This window comes from Streptomyces vinaceus (assembly GCF_008704935.1).
GTDB classification, from domain to species: Bacteria; Actinomycetota; Actinomycetes; order Streptomycetales; family Streptomycetaceae; genus Streptomyces; species Streptomyces vinaceus.
In genome coordinates, this window is sequence record NZ_CP023692.1 from 4,374,481 (window position 1) to 4,394,186 (window position 19,706).

The window sequence follows — 19,706 nt, forward strand, 5'->3', positions numbered from 1 at the left end:
CACTGCGGGAGGGAGCCACGGCCGCTTTGCGGTCGCGCCAGCTCTGCGTCAGGCAGAGTTGGTTCGATGTGGTGTGCCTTTATCGTACAGGCAGACCAGGTATGTGTCCTGTGATTCCGGCGACATGCGGTGTCTTCACCTGCGATTAACTGGAAGTTCGCATTCCGGAGCCCATGAAAACGGGGTGAAACCGCCCCCACACCCCGAAAACACAGAATTAGAACGGCACTCTAACGCTCTGTTGATGTCAGATCCGGGGCCCTCGGCCCCCGCTCAGCCCCCGTTCGAGCCCGTCCCGAGCCATCCGGCCAGCTTGCCGCCCCGCGCCACCGCCCGCAGCCGGGCCTCCGCCGCGTCCCGTACCGGATCCGTGGCCACCACCAGCAGCTCGTCCCCGCGCCGCAGCACGGTCGACGGCAGCGGTACGAAGCTCTTCGCGTCCCGGACCACCAGCGTCACCGAGGCTCCCGGCGGCAGCCGCAGCTCGCTCACCTCGACGCCGTGCATCCGCGAGGCGGCCGGGATGGCGAAGGACAGCAGGTGCCCGCGCAGCTTCTCCAGCGGCGCCGACTCGATCCCCAGGTCGGCCGCGCCCGCGTCGGAGTCGCCGAGCTCCAGCTTGCGCGCGAGCCAGGGCAGGGTCGGCCCCTGGACCAGGGTGTAGACGACGACGAGCACGAAGACGATGTTGAAGACGCGGTCGCTGCCCTCGATCCCGGTCACCATCGGGATGGTCGCCAAGATGATGGGTACGGCGCCGCGCAGCCCCGCCCACGACATCAGGGCCTGCTCCTGCCAGGGGATACGGAAGGGCAGCAGGCTGAGGAAGACCTCCAGCGGGCGCGCCACCATCGTCAGCACCAGGCCGATGACCACGGCGGGCCAGAAGTCGTTCACCAGCTCGTGCGGGGTGACCAGGAGCCCCAGCAGGACGAACATGCCGATCTGGGCGATCCAGCCGAGCCCGTCCGCGAACCCCCGGGTCGCCGGCCAGTGCGGCAGCTTCGCGTTGCCGAGCACCATCGCGGCCAGGTAGACGGCGAGGAAGCCGGAGCCGTGCGCCATGGCGCCGGCCGCGTACGCCGACACCGCGATCGCCATCACGGCGATCGGGTAGAGGCCGGAGGCGGGCAGGGCCACGTGCCGCAGGCCGTACGCCCCCAGGAAGCCCACCGACAGGCCGATCGCGACGCCGATCAGCAGCTCAAGGGCGATCTTGCCGAGCAGGACGTACCACTGGTCCACCGGGCCCACGGTCGCGAAGGCGACGACCAGGATGACGACCGGAGCGTCGTTGAAGCCCGACTCCGCCTCCAGCACACCCGTGATCCGGGAGGGCAGCGGAACCTTGCGCAGTACGGAGAAGACGGCCGCGGCATCGGTCGAGGAGACGACCGCGCCGATCAGCAGGGCCTGCCGCCACTCCAGTCCGACCAGGTAGTGCGCGCCCGCGGCCGTGACGCCGACGCTGATCGCGACGCCGACCAGCGACAGGACGATCGCGGCCGGAAGGGCCGGTCTGATCTGTTTCCACTTGGTGCCCAGACCGCCCTCGGCGAGGATCACGACGAGCGCGGCATAGCCGATGACCTGGGTCAGCTCGGCATTGTCGAAAACGACGTTGCCTATGCCGTCCTGGCCTATCGCTATGCCTATGCCGAGGTAGATGAGCAGGCTGGGGAGGCCGCTGCGTGAAGAGATGCGTACCGCCGCGACGGCGACGAGCAGCACGAGCGAGCAGACCAGCAGGAGCTCATTGAGCGTGTGGACGGTCAGCGGGCGGCCCTTTCCTCAAGTCGCCCGGCGGAACGTTCCTCCAGGCGACAAGTCCGGCAAGATCGGCAGGTACTTCGTTACCTTACCTAATATTTGACGCGCCCTTTACGCGATACCCACATTGTGAAACGCCTGTTCGGCCCTGTCCTCGTCACCTCGACCCCTGGCGGATCAACGCACCCGGTGCTGCGCCTATGGTTGCTCCCAGCACTCCCAGGACCACCCTGCCCCTCTAAGGACAGCGATGCCCGCCAACGAAACCGCTCCTCCCGTCAAGAAGAGGGGACGACGCGCCCGTCTGATCGTGCTCGTGCTGGTCCTGGCGCTCCTGTCGGGCTTCGGGTACGGGACGTACTGGGGCATGGACAACGTCCGCGCCTCGTTCCCGCAGGCCACCGGCACCCTCAAGGTCCCCGGCCTGACCGGGACCGTCGAGGTCAAGCGGGACTCCCACGGCATTCCCCAGCTCTACGCCGACAACGACGACGACCTCTTCCGCGCGCAGGGCTTCGTCCACGCCCAGGACCGCTTCTGGGAGATGGACGTCCGCCGCCACATGACCTCGGGCCGCCTCTCCGAGATGTTCGGCGCCGACCAGGTCGAGACCGACGCCTTCCTGCGCACGCTCGGCTGGCGCCAGGTCGCGCAGGCCGAGTACGACACGAAGCTGTCGGCCGAGACGAAGAAGTACCTCCAGGCCTACGCCGACGGGGTCAACGCGTACCTCAAGGGGAAGTCCGGCAAGGACCTCTCCGTCGAGCACGCCGCCCTCAAGCTCAGCGACGACTACCGGCCCGAGCAGTGGACGCCGGTGGACTCGGTGGCCTGGCTCAAGGCGATGGCCTGGGACCTGCGCGGCAACATGCAGGACGAGATCGATCGCGCGCTGATGTCCAACAAGCTCACGCAGGCGCAGATCGACGAGCTGTACCCGCCCTACCCCTTCGACCGGAACAAGCCGATCGTCGACGCGGGCAAGATCGAGGGCGGCAAGTACGCGCCCCAGGGCGCGGCCGCGGGCTCCCCCGGCTCCGGCAAGGGCTCCGGCGGCAGCACCACCGGCTCGCAGGTGTCGGCGGGCGGTTCCCAGGCCCCGGCGGGCGGCTCGTCCTCCACGCCGACCGGCCTCGCGGACGACACCACCGCCCAGGGCGCCATCGTGGGCCTGCGCACCTCGCTGACCTCCCTCGCCAAGACCCTGGACAAGGTCCCGGCGATCCTCGGCCCCAACGGCAGCGGCATCGGCTCGAACTCCTGGGTCGTCTCCGGCCAGTACACGACCACCGGCAAGCCGCTGCTCGCCAACGACCCGCACCTGTCCCCGCAGCTGCCCTCGGTCTGGTACCAGATGGGCCTGCACTGCCGCACGGTCTCCAACCAGTGCAAGTACGACGTCGCCGGCTACACCTTCTCGGGCATGCCCGGCGTGGTCATCGGCCACAACGCCGACATCGCCTGGGGCATGACCAACCTCGGCGCCGACGTCACCGACCTCTACCTGGAGCAGGTCAAGCCCGAGGGCTACGTCTACGACAACAAGGTGGTCCCCTTCACGACCCGCGAAGAGGTCATCAAGATCGCGGGCGGCAAGAGCAAGAAGATCACCGTCCGCACCACCAACAACGGCCCGCTGATCTCCGACCGCAGCGACGAGCTCGGTACGGTCGGCAGCCGCGCCCCCGTCTCCAGCTCGGCCCCCGACCGCGGCAACGGCTACGCCGTCGCCCTGCGCTGGACCGCCCTGGACCCCGGCAAGTCGATGGACGCGGTCTTCGGCATCGACCGGGCCAAGGACTTCGCGGGCTTCCGCGCCGCCGCCCGTGACTTCGAGGTGCCGTCGCAGAACCTGATCTACGCCGACACCAAGGGCAACATCGGCTACCAGGCCCCGGGCCGCATCCCGGTCCGCGGCGCCGGCGACGGCCGCATGCCGGCCCCGGGCTGGGATTCCAAGTACGCCTGGAAGGGCGGCAAGGACGGCAGCACCGGCTACGTCCCGCAGGACGAGATGCCGTACGACTACAACCCGGCGCGCGGCTACATCGTCACCGCGAACCAGGCGGTCGTGGAGAGCGGGACCGGCGCGGGCAAGTACCCGTACGTCCTGACCACGGACTGGGGCTACGGCGCCCGCAGCCAGCGGATCAACGACCTCATCGAGGCGAAGATCAAGGACAACGGCAAGATCTCCACCGACGACATGCGCACCATGCAGATGGACAACAGCAGCGAGATCGCCGCCCTGCTGACGCCGATGCTGGCCAAGATCGAGGTCTCGGACCCGGACGTGCGCTCGGCGCAGAAGCTCCTGGAGGGCTGGAACTACACGCAGGAGCCCGATTCGGCGGCCGCCGCGTACTTCAACGCGGTCTGGCGCAACATCCTCAAGCTGTCCTTCGGCGACAAGATGCCGAAGGAGCTGCGGATCGAGGGCAGCTGCATGAACGTCCAGGAGGAGAGCAGCGGTCCGGTCGACGACCTGGCCAAGACGGTCCGCGAGTGCGGTGCGCGCGACGCGGACTCGGCGCAGCCGGACGGCGGCGACCGCTGGTTCGAGGTGGTCCGCCGCCTGGTCAAGGACGAGAAGTCGGCCTGGTGGCAGACGCCGGCCGCCCGCAACCAGCCGGCGACCGCGACGCGCGACCAGCTGTTCGCGCGGGCCATGAAGGACGCCCGCTGGGAGCTGACCGCCAAGCTGGGCAAGGACCAGTCCACCTGGAGCTGGGGCCGCCTGCACCAGCTGACGCTGAAGAACCAGACCATCGGCACCGCGGGCCCGGGCTTCATGCAGTACCTCCTCAACCGCGGCCCGTGGAACCTGGGCGGCGGCGAGGCCACCGTGAACGCGACCGGCTGGAACGCCTCCAGCGGGTACGGGGTCACCTGGGTCCCGTCGATGCGCATGGTCGTGAACCTCAACGACCTGGACAAGTCGCGCTGGATCAACCTGACCGGCGCCTCGGGCCACGCCTACCACGACAACTACTACGACCAGACGGACATGTGGGCCAAGGGCGAGCTGCTGGACTGGGCCTTCGGCAAGGAGGCCGTGGACAAGGCCACCACGGAGACCTTGACGCTCAAGCCGTGAAGGCCCTCCCGCGGTGACGGCCCTCAGGCCGTGAACCTGACCACCCCCGACGGGGTGGCCACTGCCTGAACGGGGTGGTCGTGCGGTTCCTCCGGGACCCGCGCGACCACCTCTTCGTCGTAGAGGAGCACGACCAGCGCGGGATGCGCCCCGGCGCGCGCCAGGCGCGCCAGCACCCGGTCGTACGAGCCCCCGCCGCGCCCCAGGCGCATCCCGCGCCGGTCCACGGCCAGTCCGGGCAGCAGGACGGCGTCGGCCCCGGTGACCGCGTCCGGCCCGAGCCGGGTCCCGGCCGGCTCCAGCAGCCGCATCTTCCCGGGGTGCGCGGCCTCGGCCAGACTGTCCGGGCCCTCGTAGGCCGCCCAGTCGAGGTCGTTGTCGGGGAGCAGTACGGGCAGCAGCACGCGCTTCCCGGCGGCGAGCAGGGCGTCCAGCAGATCGCGGGTGCCGGGTTCGGAGCCGACGGAGACGTACGCCGCCACCGTCCGCGCCCCGGCCAGCTCGGGCAGTTCACAGGCGGAGCGGGAGAGCGCGCGGGCCGACGTACGCAGGGAATCGGCGGACAGGGCCCGGCGCGCGGCGAGGAGCTCCCGGCGCAGCCGGGCCTTTTCGGACGGGTTCGGCGGTTTCTCTACCACAGCTGACTCTGAATTCCTTTCAAATCGGGCCAATGTCGGATCTATTTACCGGAATCAAGCCCGGAGCGGTCCGCGTGACCCACTATCGTTCTGCCCATGACTCAGTTGCACCCTGTGATCAAGAAGGCCGTGATCCCGGCCGCAGGTCTCGGTACCCGCTTCCTTCCGGCGACGAAGGCGACGCCCAAGGAAATGCTCCCGGTCGTGGACAAGCCGGCCATCCAGTACGTGGTCGAGGAGGCGGTTTCGGCCGGCCTCGACGACGTACTCATGATCACAGGACGTAACAAGCGAGCCCTCGAAGACCACTTCGACCGCAACTACGAGCTGGAGTCGGCCCTCATCGCCAAGGGTGACGACGACCGCCTGAAGAAGGTCCAGGAGTCCAGCGACCTGGCCACCATGCACTACGTCCGCCAGGGTGACCCGCGCGGCCTCGGCCACGCCGTCCTGTGCGCCGAGCCGCACGTCGGCGACGAGCCCTTCGCCGTCCTCCTCGGCGACGACCTGATCGACCCGCGCGACCCGCTGCTGCGCCAGATGACCGACGTCCACGCCCGCACCGGCGGCACGGTCATCGCCCTCATGGAGGTCGACCCCGCCAACGTCCACCTCTACGGCTGCGCCGCCGTCGAGGCCACGGACGAGGAGGACGTCGTCCGGATCACCGGCCTCGTCGAGAAGCCCGACCCGGCGGACGCGCCCAGCAATTACGCGGTCATCGGACGGTACGTCCTCAACCCCGCGATCTTCGACATACTGCGGGAGACCGAGCCGGGCCGCGGCGGGGAGATCCAGCTCACCGACGGCCTGCAGAAGCTGGCCGCCGACGAGACCGTGGGCGGCCCGGTGCACGGCGTGGTCTTCCGGGGCCGCCGCTACGACACCGGGGACCGCGGGGACTACCTGAGGGCCATCGTCCGCCTCGCGTGCGAGCGAGAGGACCTGGGCCCGGAGTTCCGCACCTGGCTTCACCGTTACGTCACGGAGGAGATGTAGCACCTTGAGCAGCCGCGCACCGCAGGACACCGGCCAGGGCGCACAGCGCCTGTGGTCGGTCGACGAGCACCTCGCTGACGTCCTCGCCGCGATCCGGCCGCTGGAGCCCATCGAGCTCCAGCTGCTCGACGCCCAGGGCTGTGTCCTGGTCGAGGACGTCACCGTGCCCGTCGCGCTCCCGCCCTTCGACAACAGCTCCATGGACGGGTACGCCGTCCGCACGGCCGATGTCCAGGGCGCGAGCGAGGAGTTCCCCGCGGTGCTGACGGTGATCGGGGACGTGGCGGCGGGCAGCGGCGCGCTGCCCACCGTCGGCCCCGGCCAGGCCGCCCGCATCATGACCGGCGCACCGCTGCCCCCCGGCGCGGAAGCCGTCGTACCGGTCGAGTGGACCGACGGCGGTACGGGCGGCGGCGCGGCCGCCGGAATGACCCCGGCCAGCGCGGCCCCCGAGGGCGCGGCCGGCGAGGTGCGGGTGCACCGGGCCGCCGAGGCGCGGGCCCATGTCCGCGCGCGCGGCAGCGACGTCCAGGCCGGGGACCTCGCGCTCGCCGCGGGCACGGTCCTCGGCCCGCCGCAGATCGCGCTGCTCGCCGCCATCGGGCGGGGCACCGTACGGGTGCGGCCTCGCCCGCGCGTGGTCGTCCTGTCCACCGGCAGCGAGCTGGTCCAGCCGGGCGAGTCGCTGGCCGCGGGGACGATCTACGATTCGAACAGCTTCGCGCTGGCCGCGGCCGCGCGCGACGCCGGGGCGATCTCCTACCGGGTCGGGGCCGTGGCCGACGACGCCGAGACCCTGCGCTCGACCATCGAGGACCAGCTGATCCGGGCCGACCTGCTGGTCACCACGGGCGGCGTGAGCGTCGGGGCGTACGACGTGGTCAAGGAGGCGCTGACCTCGGTGGGCACGGCGGACGACGAGGCCGACGGCGGGCGGGTGGACTTCCGCAAGCTGGCGATGCAGCCCGGCAAACCGCAGGGCTTCGGCACCATCGGCCCGGACCACACCCCCCTGCTGGCCCTGCCCGGGAACCCGGTGTCCTCGTACGTCTCCTTCGAACTGTTCGTGCGGCCCGCGATCCGCGCGCTCATGGGCCTGCCGGACGTCAGCCGGCCCAGCGTGCGGGCCGTGCTGGAGGCCGACAAGGCGCTGGGCTCCCCGGCCGGGCGCCGCCAGTTCCTGCGCGGCAAGTACGACGCCGAGACGGGCACGGTCAGCCCGGTCGGCGGATCGGGCTCCCACCTGATCGCGGCGCTGGCCCACGCCGACTCCCTGATGGTCGTACCGGAGGACGTCACCTCGGTGGAGCCGGGGGCCGAGCTCGAAGTGGTCCTGCTCGGCTGAAGTACGGCCGGTGCGGGTAGCGTGTTGCACCACACAGGCCCTCGGGGCCCGGAGCGGGAGCGGCACGAACCTATGACCACGCACAGCAGGCTGACGCACATCGACGAGGCCGGCGCGGCCCGGATGGTGGACGTCTCGGAGAAGGACGTCACGACGCGGACGGCACGGGCCAGCGGGCGCGTGCTCGTCTCCGCGCGGGTGGTCGAGCTGCTGCGCGGCGAGGGCGTGCCCAAGGGCGACGCCCTCGCCACCGCGCGGATCGCCGGGATCATGGGCGCGAAGAAGACCCCCGACCTGATCCCGCTCTGCCACCCGCTGGCCGTCTCCGGCGTGAAGGTCGACCTGTCGGTCGCCGACGACGCCGTCGAGATCCTCGCCACCGTCAAGACGACCGACCGCACGGGCGTCGAGATGGAGGCGCTGACGGCCGTCGCGGTCGCCGGGCTCACCGTGATCGACATGGTCAAGGCCGTCGACAAGGGCGCCGTCATCACGGACGTCCGGGTGGAGGAGAAGACCGGCGGCAAGTCCGGCGACTGGACGCGCGCGTGAACGCCCCGCGCGGCGGCGACGCCTTCAGCCACGTGCCCGTACCGGCGGGCGGGAGCGGACCGGCCCGGTCGGCCGAGCCCGACGCGGCGGGCGAGGTGCGCGAGCCCGAGCGCGCCCTGCGCGGACTCGTGGTCACCGCCTCGAACCGCGCCTCGGCGGGCGTGTACGCCGACCGGGGCGGGCCGTTGCTGGCCGAGGGGCTGGAGAAGCTCGGCTTCGCGGTGGACGGCCCGCGGGTCGTCCCCGACGGGGACCCGGTCGAGCAGGCGCTGCGCGAGGGCGTGGCCGCCGGGTACGACGTCATCCTGACGACCGGCGGCACCGGCATCTCGCCGACCGACCGCACCCCGGACGCCACGGCGCGGGTGCTGGACTACGAGGTCCCGGGCATCCCGCAGGCCATCCGCGCCGAGGGCCTGGCCAAGGTGGCGACCGCGGCCCTGTCCCGGGGGCTGGCGGGCGTGGCCGGGCACACGCTGATCGTGAACCTGCCGGGCTCGCCGGGCGGGGTGCGCGACGGCCTGGCCGTCCTGGCCCGGATCCTGCCGCACGCGGTGGACCAGATCCGGGGCGGCGACCACCCCAGACCCGCGGAGCCCCACGGGAGCACGAGCTGAACGGACCCACCTGGCCGGTGGTGCTCACCGACGGCGACGTCACGCTCCGGCCGATAAAACTGCGGGACCAGAGTGCCTGGCGCGAGGTCAACCGGCGCAACCGCGACTGGCTCCGGCCGTGGGAGGCGACGATCCCGCCGCCCGCGCCCTGGGGGCCGGTGATCCAGCGGCCGACGTACCGCCAGATGGTCCGCCATCTGCGGGCCGAGGCGAACGCGGGGCGGATGCTGCCCTTCGTCATCGAGTACCGGGGACGCCTCGTCGGCCAGCTCACGGTCGCCGGGATCACCTGGGGGTCGATGTGCGCGGGCCACGTGGGCTACTGGGTGGACCGCGAGGTGGCGGGCCGGGGCGTGATGCCGACGGCCGTGGCGATGGCGGTGGACCACTGCTTCGGCAAGGTCGGGCTGCACCGGATCGAGGTCTGCATCCGCCCGGAGAACGGGCCGAGCCGGCGGGTCGTGGAGAAGCTGGGCTTCCGCGAGGAGGGGCTGCGGCCGCGCTACCTCCACATCGACGGCGCCTGGCGCGACCACCTCGTGTACGCGCTGACGGCCGAGGAGGTCCCGGAGGGGCTGCTGCGCCGCTGGCACCGGGCCCGCGCATAAACGAATAGGTGTTCGAATTATCGGGGGATGGAGCCGATTCGCCCATAACCTGATCCGAAGAATCACAAAAAAAGTCCGTGATATCAGCCGGTTCGCGCGACACACCGGCCCAATTGGCGGATCCGCCCGGCCGCGCCCCTCTACGGTGTGAGGTGTGAGCAGCAGCGGCCTCATCTACGCAGTCATTGTCGGGGCCTGGGCCGCCTACTTGGTGCCCATGTGGCTCCGGAGGCAGGACGAGCTGAACGAAGCCCGTCCGACGGAACGCTTCTCCACTGCCATTCGGCTGCTTTCCGGCCGGGCGGGAATGGAGCGCCGTTACGCCAAGGGGCTGCGTGAACGCGGCGACCAGGAGGCCGGTCCCGAGTACCGCGCGGACCCGGACGCCGCGACGGAAACGGTGAATTCCGTGGACGCCGACGCCCGGGCCGTCGCCGTACCCCCGACCAGGGCGGAGCCGAGGTCGGCCGTGGCGGAGCGGCACCGGCGCGAGCAGCGCCTCCAGGTGCTCGCGCGCCGCCGGCGCACCACCGCGCTCCTCTTCCTGATCTTCACGCTCGGCGCGGTCGTCGCCGCGGTCGGCGGTCTCGGCTACCTCTGGGCGCCCGCCGTACCGGCCCTGCTGCTGAGCGCGTACATCGTGCACCTGCGGGTCCAGGAGCGGCGCCGCTACGAGTTCACGATGGACCGGCGGCGCGCCGAGGCCGCCGCCCGGCAGCTGCGCGAGAACCGTCCGCGCCGCCGCGAGCCCGAGGCGCCCGCGGGATCCGAACCGGACCCCGCTCCACCGGTCTCCCCGCAGGAGGCCGGACGGCGCGCGCTGGTCGAGCAGACGGACCACGCCGAGTGGGTGGACCAGCAGCGCGAGCGCGAGCGCGGCCCCGCCCGCGGTGACAGCTGGGAGCCGGTGCCGGTCCCGCTGCCGACGTACGTGACGGCCCCGGTCGCCCCGCGCGCCACGGGCCCCGCGACCCCGGACGCGTGGAGCGCGACCCGCTCCAGCACGGCCGAGCCGACGGACCCGCGGCTGCGCGCGCAGCCCGCGCCGGCCCCGAAGCCCGAGCCGAAGCAGGACGCGAAGCCGGAGCAGAAGCCGCTCCCGAACGCCCGCGGACGCGGCCAGGGCCGCGGCCGTACGCCGCTGTTCGACCAGTACGAGAGCGACGACCGCCCCCGCGCCGCGAACGAGTGACCGGACCTGCGCGGACGCTCCCCGGTATCGGTTTTGGAGCACCAGCGCGGGGATGCTAATGTTTCACACGTCGCAAGGGCCTGTGGCGCAGTCTGGTAGCGCACCTCGTTCGCATCGAGGGGGTCTGGGGTTCAAATCCCCACAGGTCCACAAACGACAGTTTCCGAGTAGCTCTCGGAAACGTCCCGAGATCCCGTCCGGTCGAAAGACCGGGCGGGATCTCGGCGTTTGAGGGCCGGTCACCGGGGGCGGGTACCGGGGTGGTCCCGGGTGGGGCCCGAACGGGGGCTGTTCGGGGGTGGTTTGATCAGCCCGACGCCCGCTCCAGCAGAGCGACCGCCCAGGCGGGCAGCGCGGCCGCCGCCGGGCGGGCCGGGCGCGGGTCCGCCGTGATGCCGATGCCGCCCGCCGGATCGCCGTAGGTGAAGCTCGCCGACCACCACAGCCAGGACCGGACGAACAGGTTCGCGCTCCACGCCAGGGCGAGGGCGCCGCGCTGCTCCGGGGTCTCGTACCAGTAGCTGGTGAGCACCACCGCGCGGGAGACCGCCTCGTCCGTGTCGGCCGGGCGGGAATCCGCGGAGAGGCCGGCGGCCAGTACGGACGCGGTGAACCGGTTGTCCGCGAGCAGCCCCCCGGCCTCGCGGACGACCGCGTCCACGAGGTCCGGCGGCAGGGCCAGGGCGTACCGCTCCAGCCGTCCCGGCACCTCGGACAGCGCCGGGTCGGCGGCCGTCTCCGCTCCCGGGACCACCCGCAGGTCCTCCAGCAGCCGGGCGTCCGCGGTCCCCGCGGCCAGCGCGTGTACGTAGGCCAGCGCGCGCAGCGTCTGCCAGCGGCACAGCGCGTCCAGCAGGGCCATCCGGGAGGCGCGGAAGGCCAGCCGCACCGGCCAGTCGGCCGCCCGGACCTCCTGCCCGAGGGCCCGCAGCTCCGCGGGGACCGGGCCGGGGAAGACCAGGCTCTGGCCGGGATCGTGGGACGGCTTCGAGCGGTAGCCCGGCCACTGCCGCGCCCCGGTGGGGTTCTCGCTACTCATTGACCTCGTCCGCATTCGGGGTTCGCCACTTCGCCGCATCCTTGCCGTCTCGCGGGGTGATGTAGTTCGAGATGTCCTTCTCCTCCACGTGGTAGGCGTGGATCATATGGTCCTGGCGGATGATCACCACCGGGTTGCCGCTCCCGTCCCGCAGGCTGCGGTCGATGATGATCCGGGCCCCCGACGCGTCGTCCACGTAGTTGGCCGGTGCGCGCAGCTGGCCCTGCAGGTACTTCTCCAGCTTCGCCTCGTCGCCCCCGATGCCCGACAGGTAGTGGTTCGCCTTTCCGCTCTCCGCCTCGTTGAGCTGGTGGTCGACGCCCTGCGCCGTCCGGGTGCTGTCCGAGTACGGGGCCAGCCCGAACGGGTCGCACCAGCGGTGCGGGTTCGAGACGTACGCCGACGGGTTCTGCGCCGCCGCCAGGCCCAGCGGGTCGGGGCTCAGGTAGCGGGCGGTCTCGGGGTCGTAGGTGCGGAAGTAGTTGTGGTGCAGCCCCGACTCGGGGTCGAAGTACTGGCCGGGGAAACGCAGCGGGGTGTAGGCGGTGGCGTCCCGGCTCCAGGCCGTGGACCCCCACAGCGTCGACCGGCTGCGCCAGGCCAGGCCGCCCTCTTCGTCGACCAGCTCGGTGGGCGCGCCCACCAGGTCGGTCACGATGGCGTAGAACCGTTCGTCGACCACCTCCTGGGCCGCCGTCAGGATCCGCTCCGTCTGCGCCAGCGGGTGCAGGCCCCGGTGGTCCCAGGTCACGGCGACCTCGTGGGAGCCGTCCGCCGTGGTGGTGACCTGCTCGCACAGCACGTTCCCGTCCCAGGTGAAGACCGTGCGCTCGGCCACCTCCAGGCCGTCGGCCGTCATCCGCTCCTTGGCCGTGCGCCGGCCCAGCGCGTCGTAGGAGTACCTCCAGCGCGTGCCGTCGGGGGTGGTCACGGCGGTGATGCGGTCCTCGGCGTCCCACTCGTACCGCCAGGTGTCGGGCTTGCGGGAGAGGCGTGACTTGCGGCGCATCACGACGCGACCCAGGGCGTCGTACTCCTGGCGGACCCGGCCCGCGGTGATCAGCCGGGTGCCCTCGTACGCGCGGGGGCCGGCGGCGTCCTGGCCGCCGGGGTGGGAGCCGGGCCAGGACGCGGAGGACTGGTTGCCCGCCTCGTCGTAGGCGTAGCGCTCGGTCCAGTTCTCGGCCCGCACGCCCGTCACCCGGCCGCGCGGGTCGAGCTCGAAGGTGCGCGGGCCGGCCAGCAGGTCGTCGATCGCGGTCAGGGCCCCGTCGGCCCGGTAGGTGTACCCGCGGCGCTGCAGGACGCTGCGGCCGGGGCCCGTCAGCAGCTGGTCCGTCAGCCGGCCCGCCCCGTCCCAGCCGCTGGTCAGGGTGACCACGTCGGCGTAGGTGCGGGTGAGCTCCCGGCCCGCCGCGTCGTGGGTGAAGCCGATCCGCCGCCCCGAGGTCGTCAGGGCGTCCCGGCGGCCCGAGTCGTCGTAGGACCAGGCGGAGCCGGCCCCCGTCGGCGTGGTCCGGCCGGTGCGGCGGCCCGCGGCGTCGTAGGTGTGGACGAGCCTGCGGCCGTCGACCGTCTCCTCCAGCAGGCGGCCCGTCCGGTCGCGCAGCCGGGTCAGTACGCAGTCCCCGCGCACCGCGAGCGCGAGCTGGTCGAAGACGTCGTACTCGAACGTCGTCACCTCGCCGGCGGCGTCCTTGCGGACGGTCTGGCCCAGCGCGTTGCGTTCGTAGGCGATCGTCCGCCCGAGCCCGTCGGTCCGGCCGACGAGCCGGTCCGCGGCGTCGTAGGCGTAGGCGAGCGAGCGGCCGTCGAAGTCCGTCTCCGTGACCAGCCGTCCCGCCGCGTCGTACACGTACTGCCAGGTCAGGCCCTGGGGGTTGCGCACCCCGGTGAGCCGCAGCCCGGCGTCGTAGGTGTACGCGTGGCGCGAGCCGTCGGCGTCGGTGCGGGCCACGACGACGTCGAAGTGGCCGTACTCGAAGCGCACCGTCGCGCCGCCGGCGTCCGTACGGGTCAGGCAGTTGCCCTCGCCGTCATAGGTCCAGGAGCGGTGGCCGTGCGGGCCGCTGCGGTGCAGCGGCTTGCCCTCCACCGACCACTCGGTGCGCGTGACCGCGCCGAGCGGGTCGGTGACCGCGGTCGTACGCCCGAAGGCGTCGCGTTCGTACGTGGTCGTGGCACCGCGGTGGTCGGTGACCGCGACGGGCAGCCCGGCCCGGTCGGTGCGGACCAGGGTCACCGCACCCAGCGGGTCCGTGACCGCGCGCAGGTGGCCGCGCCCGTCGTACGCGAAGCGGGTGAGGGACCCGTCGGGCCGGGTGACGGACGTGCGGTTGCCGCGCTCGTCGAAGGTCTGACGGGTCACGGAGCCGTCCGCGGCGATCACCTTCACCGGGCGGCCGAGGCCGTCGTACTCCGCCCGCGCCTCCCGGCCGTCCGGGCGGACCACCGAGACGAGCAGGCCCCGGTCGTCGTACCTGTTGTGCGTGGTGTGGCCGAGCGGGTCGGTGGTCGACGTCTGCCGGCCCCGGGCGTCGTACCCGTGGCGGGTGACCGCACCGAGCGGGTCGGTCTCGGCGACGAGGCGGCAGCGCTCGTCGAAGAGGTAGCGGCGGGTGTGGCCGTCGGCGGTGGTCATGCGGGTGGCCCGCAGCCCGGTCGCCGCGTCGGCCTCGTCGTAGCCGAAGGTGAGGGCGTAGTGGCCCGCCTCCCCGGCCTCGGCGACACAGCGGTCCCGATCGTCGTAGGCGTACTCGTACCGGCTGCCGTTGGTGTCGGTCCAGGAGGTGATGCGCGCGCGGTCGTCGTAGGTGAGGCGCAGGGGCAGGCCCGAGGAGTTGGTGATCTCGGTCAGGTGCCCGCCGGTGTAGCCGTACGAGAGGATCCGCGGGCCGCCGCCCAGGTGCAGGGCGGTGATCCGTCCGCCGGCGGTCTCGAAGCGCAGGCGATAGCCACCGGAATGGGAGATGCCCAGGGGGGTGCCGTGGGCGTCGTACTCGAAGGTGATCAGGTTGCCGTTGCGGTCCTCCAGCTGCGAGACCGGTGCGATGCCGTTCTCGGAGCCGTCGGCCGGCGGAGTGAAGCGGCGGGTGTGGCCCGTCTCCGGGTCGGTCAGCGTCCAGTCGCCGTCCGGGGTGCGCTCCAGCGGGTGCTGCGGGGCGGACGCGGACAGCGGCGGGACCGGGAGGCCGGGCGCCGGGTGCGGGTAGCCGACGACCAGGCCGTCCTCCGTCACGAGTACGACGCCCTCGGCATCGACCTCCAGGTGCTGGTCGACCGTGGACGACCAGGCCGGCCCGAACCAGCGGCCCGCCGTGTAGCCCGATTCCGCGCGGCGCGTGAAGACGAGCGGCAGGGCCCCGGGCAGGACCACGTCCGTCTGCGGCAGGTACATCCGGCCGGTGGCGAGGTCGACGGGGTCGGTGTACTTGCTGGGCTTCTCCAGGTCGGGCCGCTCGCCCGGGTGCGGTCCGTGCTCGCCGAGGCCGGTGCGGCCCGGGCCCTTCTTGACGTCGTCGAGGTGTTCGAGGTCCCGGACGCCCTTGGCGCCCGCGCCGAGTTCGCCCAGGCCCTTGTCGGCCAGGAGCTGGGGGAGCAGCTTGCCGATGCCCTCGGAGGGGTCCTTCATGAACTCGTCGAGCATCTGCTTGCCCGCGCCCCACGGATCGTTGACGGCGGTGACCAGGCCCGCGGCCGTGGAGTTGAGGCTCGTCAGGTACTCGGCGGGGTGGGTGATGTTGTAGATGTCGTACGGGTTCAGCGCCCGGGCGAAGTCCACCATGTCGGCGGTGCCCTTGATGACGCCGCCCGCGAGGTGCGTCCGGGCGAGGTCCAGGTAGTCCAGGCCGTCGCCGAGCTGCTTGGCGTACGAGGGCTTGGGCGGGGCGGCGTCGCGGGCCGCGCGGACCGCGGCGCCGGCCGTCTGCGCGACGTCGTTGCGCTGCTTGCGCGCGCTGTCGAGCTTGTCCTGGGCGGCCGTGGCCAGGGCCTTGCCGGGGTCCTGGAAGTCCCCGGTCGGCTTGGGCGGCAGCGGGTCCTTCTTCGCCTTGACCGCGTCCTCGTAGGCGTCGATCGCGTTGTTGTGCGCGGTGCGGGCGTCGTTGGAGGCCTTCTTGGCCTTCTCGTACTCCTCCAGTGCCTCCTTGGCCTGGCCCTGCGCCCATTCCACGGTGTCCGCGAAGCGGTTCATCGCGTCTGCGGCCTTCCCGAAGGACTCCGCCGCCTTGAACCAGCGCGGCGGCTCCTTGGCCACCTTCTCCCGGAAGGTCTCCGCCGTCTTGCCCTTGAGGCCGTCGGGCTCCGCGATGCCCTTGAGGCCCTTGCCGACCAGCGTGAACGAGCGCTCGAAGTCGCTCAGGTGCGAGACCTGCGCCCGGATCTTGGAAACGCTGCCGTAGACCAGCTTCTTCGGGTCGTCGGTCTGCCCGAGCTCCAGCTCGCGGACGTCCGCGCCCAGTTGGTTGGCGGCCGAGCGGCTCTTGTCGCGGATCCAGTCGCCGGCCTCGTCCAGGCCGACCTTGTCGGCGACCCCGGCCAGTTTGTCGCCGGTCCACTCGATCGCGTCGCCGACGTCCTCGGCGCGGTCCTCGACCCAGTCCTCGACCGGATCCGGTATGAAGTCGCCCAGCCCCATCAGCCGTTGCCCCCCTTGCCGTCGGCTTGGTCCAGCAGGTCCTTCAGCGAACCGATCTTCCCGGTCGAGGTCACCTTGTCCTTCGTGTCCGACCAGGTCTTCCTGATGTCCTCGGCGCCCTTCTCGAACGACTCCGCGCTGTAGTCCGGCTTGTAGACGTCGGCCGAGAAGATGTCGCCCCAGTCCTTCTTCGCGATCTCCTCGTCGGTGGCGTGCGGATTGCCGTACGCGGCGTTCACGGCGACCTTGAAGGCGCCCTGGACGTACTGGTCCTCCTCCCAGACGGTGCCGGCCGCGATGCCGAGGGAGTGCGCGAGGGTGCTGGCGTTCTGCACGAGGCTGCGCACGCCCCACTCCCAGCGTTCGCAGAAGTCCTCGAAGTCCTTGGACAGGCCCATGTGGCCCGCCTCCATGCCCGTCATGGCCAGGTCGCTGAACCCCGCGCCCTGGGAGGCTCCCGCGGCGTCCGACGACTCGCGCAGTTCCGCGATCGCCGAGCGCAGGCCGTCCTGTACCGCCTTGACCGCCGCGGGGGAGACTTCGAGGTCCCCGTCGCCCGCCATCAGGCCGCGCCCGCGGGGTCGATGTCCACGGCGTACGCGTCGGGGACGATGCCCGAAACGGGCGGGAAGAACATCGAGCCGTCCTCGTCGGCCACGTTGACGGCCACTCCGGCCGGTCCGTCGACCATCGGGATCACCGCGTCGGTGAGACGGGCGCCGAGGATCGAGAGGTACTCCCACGAACGGTCGGCGTCCGCGCGCGCCACCGCGAACCGGGCCAGGGCCTGCTCGTCGGTGAAGGCGTAGAACCAGCGGATGCCGCCCGACACGGCCGACATCAGGCCGTCGTGGGATCCGTCGTCGCCGACGGCGAGCGGGACGAACAGGGCGGCGCGGCGGAACTCGCCCACCAGGCGCGCCGGGTCACCCCCTCCTCCGCGGATCGCAGCGATTTCTGCGGCCAGTTCCACGACGTGAACCCCCTTCGTGAGATCCGATCTCTGAGGAAGACACGTTCCCCGCCGCATGGCCGGTTCCTCACGCCGGCCGGATCTCCCCGCCCGCGTGGGCGGTGAGCGTACTCCGGGGAACGGGTCCGTGACGGTCTTCGACCGCCCCGCCGCGACCGCCGGAGTCGGACCCGCCGGAGTCGGACCCGCCGGAGTCCGACCCGCCGGAGTCCGACCCGCCGGGGTGCGGCGTGCGGCGCGTCACGGCCGGAGCGGTTTGGCCATGCAGCGGCTGGAGTCGTACTCGCGGTAGTGGCCGAACTTCGCCGTGGGGGCGTAGTCCGCGGAGGAGTAGAGGGCTATCGCCTCCGGCTGGCGGTCTCCCGTCTCCAGGACCATGCGGGTGCGGCCCGCCGCGCGGGCGTCGGCTTCCAGTGCGGCCAGGATGCGGCGGGCCAGGCCCAGGCCGCGGGCCCCGGGGACCACGTACATGCGCTTGAGCTCGGCGTCGCCGTCCGAGTAGCCCTCGTCGTTCTTCTCCTGGCTGCGCCAGCCGCCGCTGGCCACGGGCGTGCCGGAGGAGTCGTACGCGAGCAGGTAGAGGCCCCTCGGCGGGGCGAACATCGCCGGGTCGAGGGGTGTGACATCGCCCTCACCGCCGTAGCGCACCTGGTATTCGATCTGGACCTGGCCGTTGAGTTCGAGGGCGTCCGGGTGGTCGTAGGGCACGACGCGGAGCTCTATCCCGTGAGACATCGGAACATCGTACGGAACGGTCCCGTTAGGGTGCGGGGATGCTCACTGTGACCTCCGTGAATGTGAATGGGATCCGCGCGGCCGCCAAGAAGGGGTTCTCCCCGTGGCTGGCCGGGTCGGACGCCGACGTGGTCTGCCTGCAGGAGGTGCGGGCCGAGGAGGGGCAGATTCCGGACGAGGTCCGCACGCCCGAGGGCTGGCACACGGTGTTCGCGCCGGCGGCCGCCAAGGGCCGGGCGGGGGTCGCGCTCTACACGCGGCGCGAGCCCGACGCCGTGCGGGTGGGGTTCGGGAGCGACGAGTTCGACGCGAGCGGGCGCTACGTCGAGGCGGACCTTCCTGGGGTCACCGTCGCCAGCCTCTACCTGCCGTCCGGTGAGGCCGGGACCGAGAAGCAGGACGAGAAGTACCGGTTCATGGGGGAGTTCCTCCCCTACCTCGCCGAGCTGAAGGTGCGGGCCGCCGCCGAGGGGCGCGAGGTCGTCGTCTGCGGTGACTGGAACATCTGCCACAAGGAAGCCGACCTCAAGAACTGGAAGACCAACCGCAAGAACGCGGGCTTCCTGCCCGAGGAGCGGGAGTGGCTCGGGCAGGTGTACGACACCGCCGGGTACGTGGACGTCGTACGGAGCCTGCACCCCGACACCGAGGGGCCGTACTCCTGGTGGTCCTACCGCGGCCGGGCCTTCGACAACGACGCCGGCTGGCGCATCGACCTCCAGGTCGCGACCCCGGGCCTGGCCGCCCGGGCCGTGAAGGCGTTCGTGGAGCGGGCCGAGACGCACCCGGAGCGCTGGTCCGACCACGCGCCCGTGACCGTGGTCTACGAACTGGGGTCCTGAGCCGAGGCCAGCAGGCGGTCCATCGCCATCGTGAGCTCCGCCTCCACCACGCTCTTCGCGAGGGGGCGCAGCCGGGGGAGGGCCTCCTGCGACAGGTGGGCGGAGATCAGCTCCGTGAACAGGGCCGCCATGGCGTCCGCGTGCTCGCGGACCCGGCGGCCGGTCTCCAGCACCGCCGCGAGCGGGACCCCCTCGCGGACCAGCGCGGAGGAGACGTCCAGCAGGCGGCGGCTGACGTGGACGATCTCGTCGCCGTCGGTGGCGAGGTAGCCGAGGTCCAGCGAGGCCGCCAGGTTCTCCGGGGTGACCTCGCCCTCGAAGTAGTCGGCGAGGGCCTCCGGGGTCAGCCGTACGGGGGTTTCCTCGGACCAGCCGATGCCGAGCAGTTCGCCGAGCTGGCTGACGTCGCGCCCGTTCTCGAAGGCGGCGGTCAGCTCGGCGATGCCGCCGAGGGTGTGGCCGCGCTCCAGCAGGGCGGCGATGGTGCGCAGCCGGGCCAGGTGGTGCTCGTCGTACCAGGCGATCCGGCCCTCGCGGCGCGGTGGCGGGAGCAGCTTGCGCTCGCGGTAGAAGCGCAGGGTGCGGACGGGGATGCCGGCCGCCTCGGCCAGTTCCTCCGTACGGTATTCACGCACTGTCGTCCCCGCTTCCGTGTCGTCCACA

General features: G+C 72.0%; 16 protein-coding genes and 1 tRNA gene. 9 read left to right on the forward strand and 8 right to left on the reverse strand.

Features of this window, described 5'->3' with window-relative positions:
* Positions 1-273: 273 nt before the first annotated feature.
* Positions 274-1,731, reverse strand: coding sequence for a potassium/proton antiporter (locus tag CP980_RS19815; RefSeq protein ID WP_308439402.1), 1,458 nt, complete (start codon positions 1,729-1,731; stop codon positions 274-276).
* Positions 1,732-2,020: 289 nt separating this feature from the next.
* On the opposite strand from CP980_RS19815, the gene CP980_RS19820 reads away from it, so the two are divergent.
* Positions 2,021-4,867, forward strand: coding sequence for a penicillin acylase family protein (locus tag CP980_RS19820; RefSeq protein ID WP_150528738.1), 2,847 nt, complete (start codon positions 2,021-2,023; stop codon positions 4,865-4,867).
* 23 nt (positions 4,868-4,890) lie between these two features.
* Here the strand turns inward: CP980_RS19820 and CP980_RS19825 are convergent, their stop codons facing one another.
* Positions 4,891-5,505: a 5-formyltetrahydrofolate cyclo-ligase gene (locus CP980_RS19825; protein WP_132757458.1), complete on the reverse strand. Its 615-nt coding sequence runs from the start codon at positions 5,503-5,505 to the stop codon at positions 4,891-4,893.
* Positions 5,506-5,601: 96 nt separating this feature from the next.
* On the opposite strand from CP980_RS19825, the gene galU reads away from it, so the two are divergent.
* From galU to CP980_RS19860, 7 genes are all read left to right on the forward strand, one after another.
* The gene (gene galU / locus CP980_RS19830) at positions 5,602-6,504 is read left to right on the forward strand and encodes a UTP--glucose-1-phosphate uridylyltransferase GalU (protein WP_030302749.1); all 903 of its coding nucleotides are present in this window, start codon (positions 5,602-5,604) and stop codon (positions 6,502-6,504) included.
* 4 nt (positions 6,505-6,508) lie between these two features.
* On the forward strand, positions 6,509-7,849 hold the full coding sequence (gene glp, locus CP980_RS19835) for a molybdotransferase-like divisome protein Glp (protein ID WP_189998978.1): 1,341 nt from the start codon (positions 6,509-6,511) through the stop codon (positions 7,847-7,849).
* Between the two features lie 72 nt (positions 7,850-7,921).
* Positions 7,922-8,401, forward strand: coding sequence for a cyclic pyranopterin monophosphate synthase MoaC (gene moaC, locus CP980_RS19840; RefSeq protein WP_132757456.1), 480 nt, complete (start codon positions 7,922-7,924; stop codon positions 8,399-8,401).
* Between the two features lie 95 nt (positions 8,402-8,496).
* On the forward strand, positions 8,497-9,018 hold the full coding sequence (locus tag CP980_RS19845; RefSeq protein WP_132757926.1) for a MogA/MoaB family molybdenum cofactor biosynthesis protein: 522 nt from the start codon (positions 8,497-8,499) through the stop codon (positions 9,016-9,018).
* A gap of 17 nt (positions 9,019-9,035) precedes the next feature.
* Positions 9,036-9,626 (forward strand): GNAT family N-acetyltransferase, encoded by a 591-nt coding sequence (locus CP980_RS19850; RefSeq protein ID WP_099891683.1) that lies wholly within the window; start codon positions 9,036-9,038, stop codon positions 9,624-9,626.
* A gap of 154 nt (positions 9,627-9,780) precedes the next feature.
* Positions 9,781-10,818: a divisome protein SepX/GlpR gene (gene sepX / locus CP980_RS19855; RefSeq protein ID WP_123514069.1), complete on the forward strand. Its 1,038-nt coding sequence runs from the start codon at positions 9,781-9,783 to the stop codon at positions 10,816-10,818.
* A gap of 76 nt (positions 10,819-10,894) precedes the next feature.
* Positions 10,895-10,968 (forward strand) — tRNA-Ala (locus tag CP980_RS19860).
* A 157-nt stretch (positions 10,969-11,125) separates the two neighbouring features.
* Here the strand turns inward: CP980_RS19860 and CP980_RS19865 are convergent.
* The 5 genes from CP980_RS19865 to CP980_RS19885 form a co-directional block, all read right to left on the reverse strand.
* Positions 11,126-11,857 (reverse strand): hypothetical protein, encoded by a 732-nt coding sequence (locus tag CP980_RS19865; RefSeq protein ID WP_150528739.1) that lies wholly within the window; start codon positions 11,855-11,857, stop codon positions 11,126-11,128.
* Positions 11,850-16,493, reverse strand: coding sequence for a putative T7SS-secreted protein (locus CP980_RS19870; RefSeq protein ID WP_150528740.1), 4,644 nt, complete (start codon positions 16,491-16,493; stop codon positions 11,850-11,852). The genes CP980_RS19865 and CP980_RS19870 overlap by 8 nt, the downstream gene beginning before the upstream one ends.
* Positions 16,493-17,056, reverse strand: a complete 564-nt coding sequence (locus CP980_RS19875) for a hypothetical protein (protein WP_132757451.1) — start codon at positions 17,054-17,056, stop codon at positions 16,493-16,495. Before CP980_RS19875 ends, CP980_RS19870 begins: the two co-directional genes overlap by 1 nt.
* Positions 17,056-17,466 (reverse strand): SseB family protein, encoded by a 411-nt coding sequence (locus tag CP980_RS19880; RefSeq protein WP_132757449.1) that lies wholly within the window; start codon positions 17,464-17,466, stop codon positions 17,056-17,058. The genes CP980_RS19875 and CP980_RS19880 overlap by 1 nt, the downstream gene beginning before the upstream one ends.
* 240 nt (positions 17,467-17,706) lie before the next feature.
* A complete protein-coding gene (locus CP980_RS19885; RefSeq protein WP_132757447.1) occupies positions 17,707-18,201 on the reverse strand; it encodes a GNAT family N-acetyltransferase in 495 nt (164 codons plus the stop codon).
* Positions 18,202-18,239: 38 nt separating this feature from the next.
* Here CP980_RS19885 and CP980_RS19890 point away from each other — a divergent pair, with 38 nt between their 5' ends.
* On the forward strand, positions 18,240-19,043 hold the full coding sequence (locus CP980_RS19890; protein ID WP_150528741.1) for an exodeoxyribonuclease III: 804 nt from the start codon (positions 18,240-18,242) through the stop codon (positions 19,041-19,043).
* Here the strand turns inward: CP980_RS19890 and CP980_RS19895 are convergent.
* Positions 19,025-19,705, reverse strand: coding sequence for a MerR family transcriptional regulator (locus CP980_RS19895; protein WP_099891695.1), 681 nt, complete (start codon positions 19,703-19,705; stop codon positions 19,025-19,027). The genes CP980_RS19890 and CP980_RS19895 overlap by 19 nt on opposite strands.
* Position 19,706: the final 1 nt, after the last annotated feature.

Bases quoted from the DNA above. Each gene is read 5' to 3' on its own strand.
- CP980_RS19890 (WP_150528741.1), top strand. From the start codon at position 18,240: ATGCTCACTGTGACCTCCGTGAATGTGAATGGGATCCGCGCGGCCGCC.
- CP980_RS19820 (WP_150528738.1), top strand. From the start codon at position 2,021: ATGCCCGCCAACGAAACCGCTCCTCCCGTCAAGAAGAGGGGACGACGC.
- CP980_RS19885 (WP_132757447.1), bottom strand. From the start codon at position 18,201: ATGTCTCACGGGATAGAGCTCCGCGTCGTGCCCTACGACCACCCGGAC.
- CP980_RS19870 (WP_150528740.1), bottom strand. From the start codon at position 16,493: ATGGGGCTGGGCGACTTCATACCGGATCCGGTCGAGGACTGGGTCGAG.
- CP980_RS19865 (WP_150528739.1), bottom strand. From the start codon at position 11,857: ATGAGTAGCGAGAACCCCACCGGGGCGCGGCAGTGGCCGGGCTACCGC.
- moaC (WP_132757456.1), top strand. From the start codon at position 7,922: ATGACCACGCACAGCAGGCTGACGCACATCGACGAGGCCGGCGCGGCC.
- galU (WP_030302749.1), top strand. From the start codon at position 5,602: ATGACTCAGTTGCACCCTGTGATCAAGAAGGCCGTGATCCCGGCCGCA.
- CP980_RS19875 (WP_132757451.1), bottom strand. From the start codon at position 17,056: ATGGCGGGCGACGGGGACCTCGAAGTCTCCCCCGCGGCGGTCAAGGCG.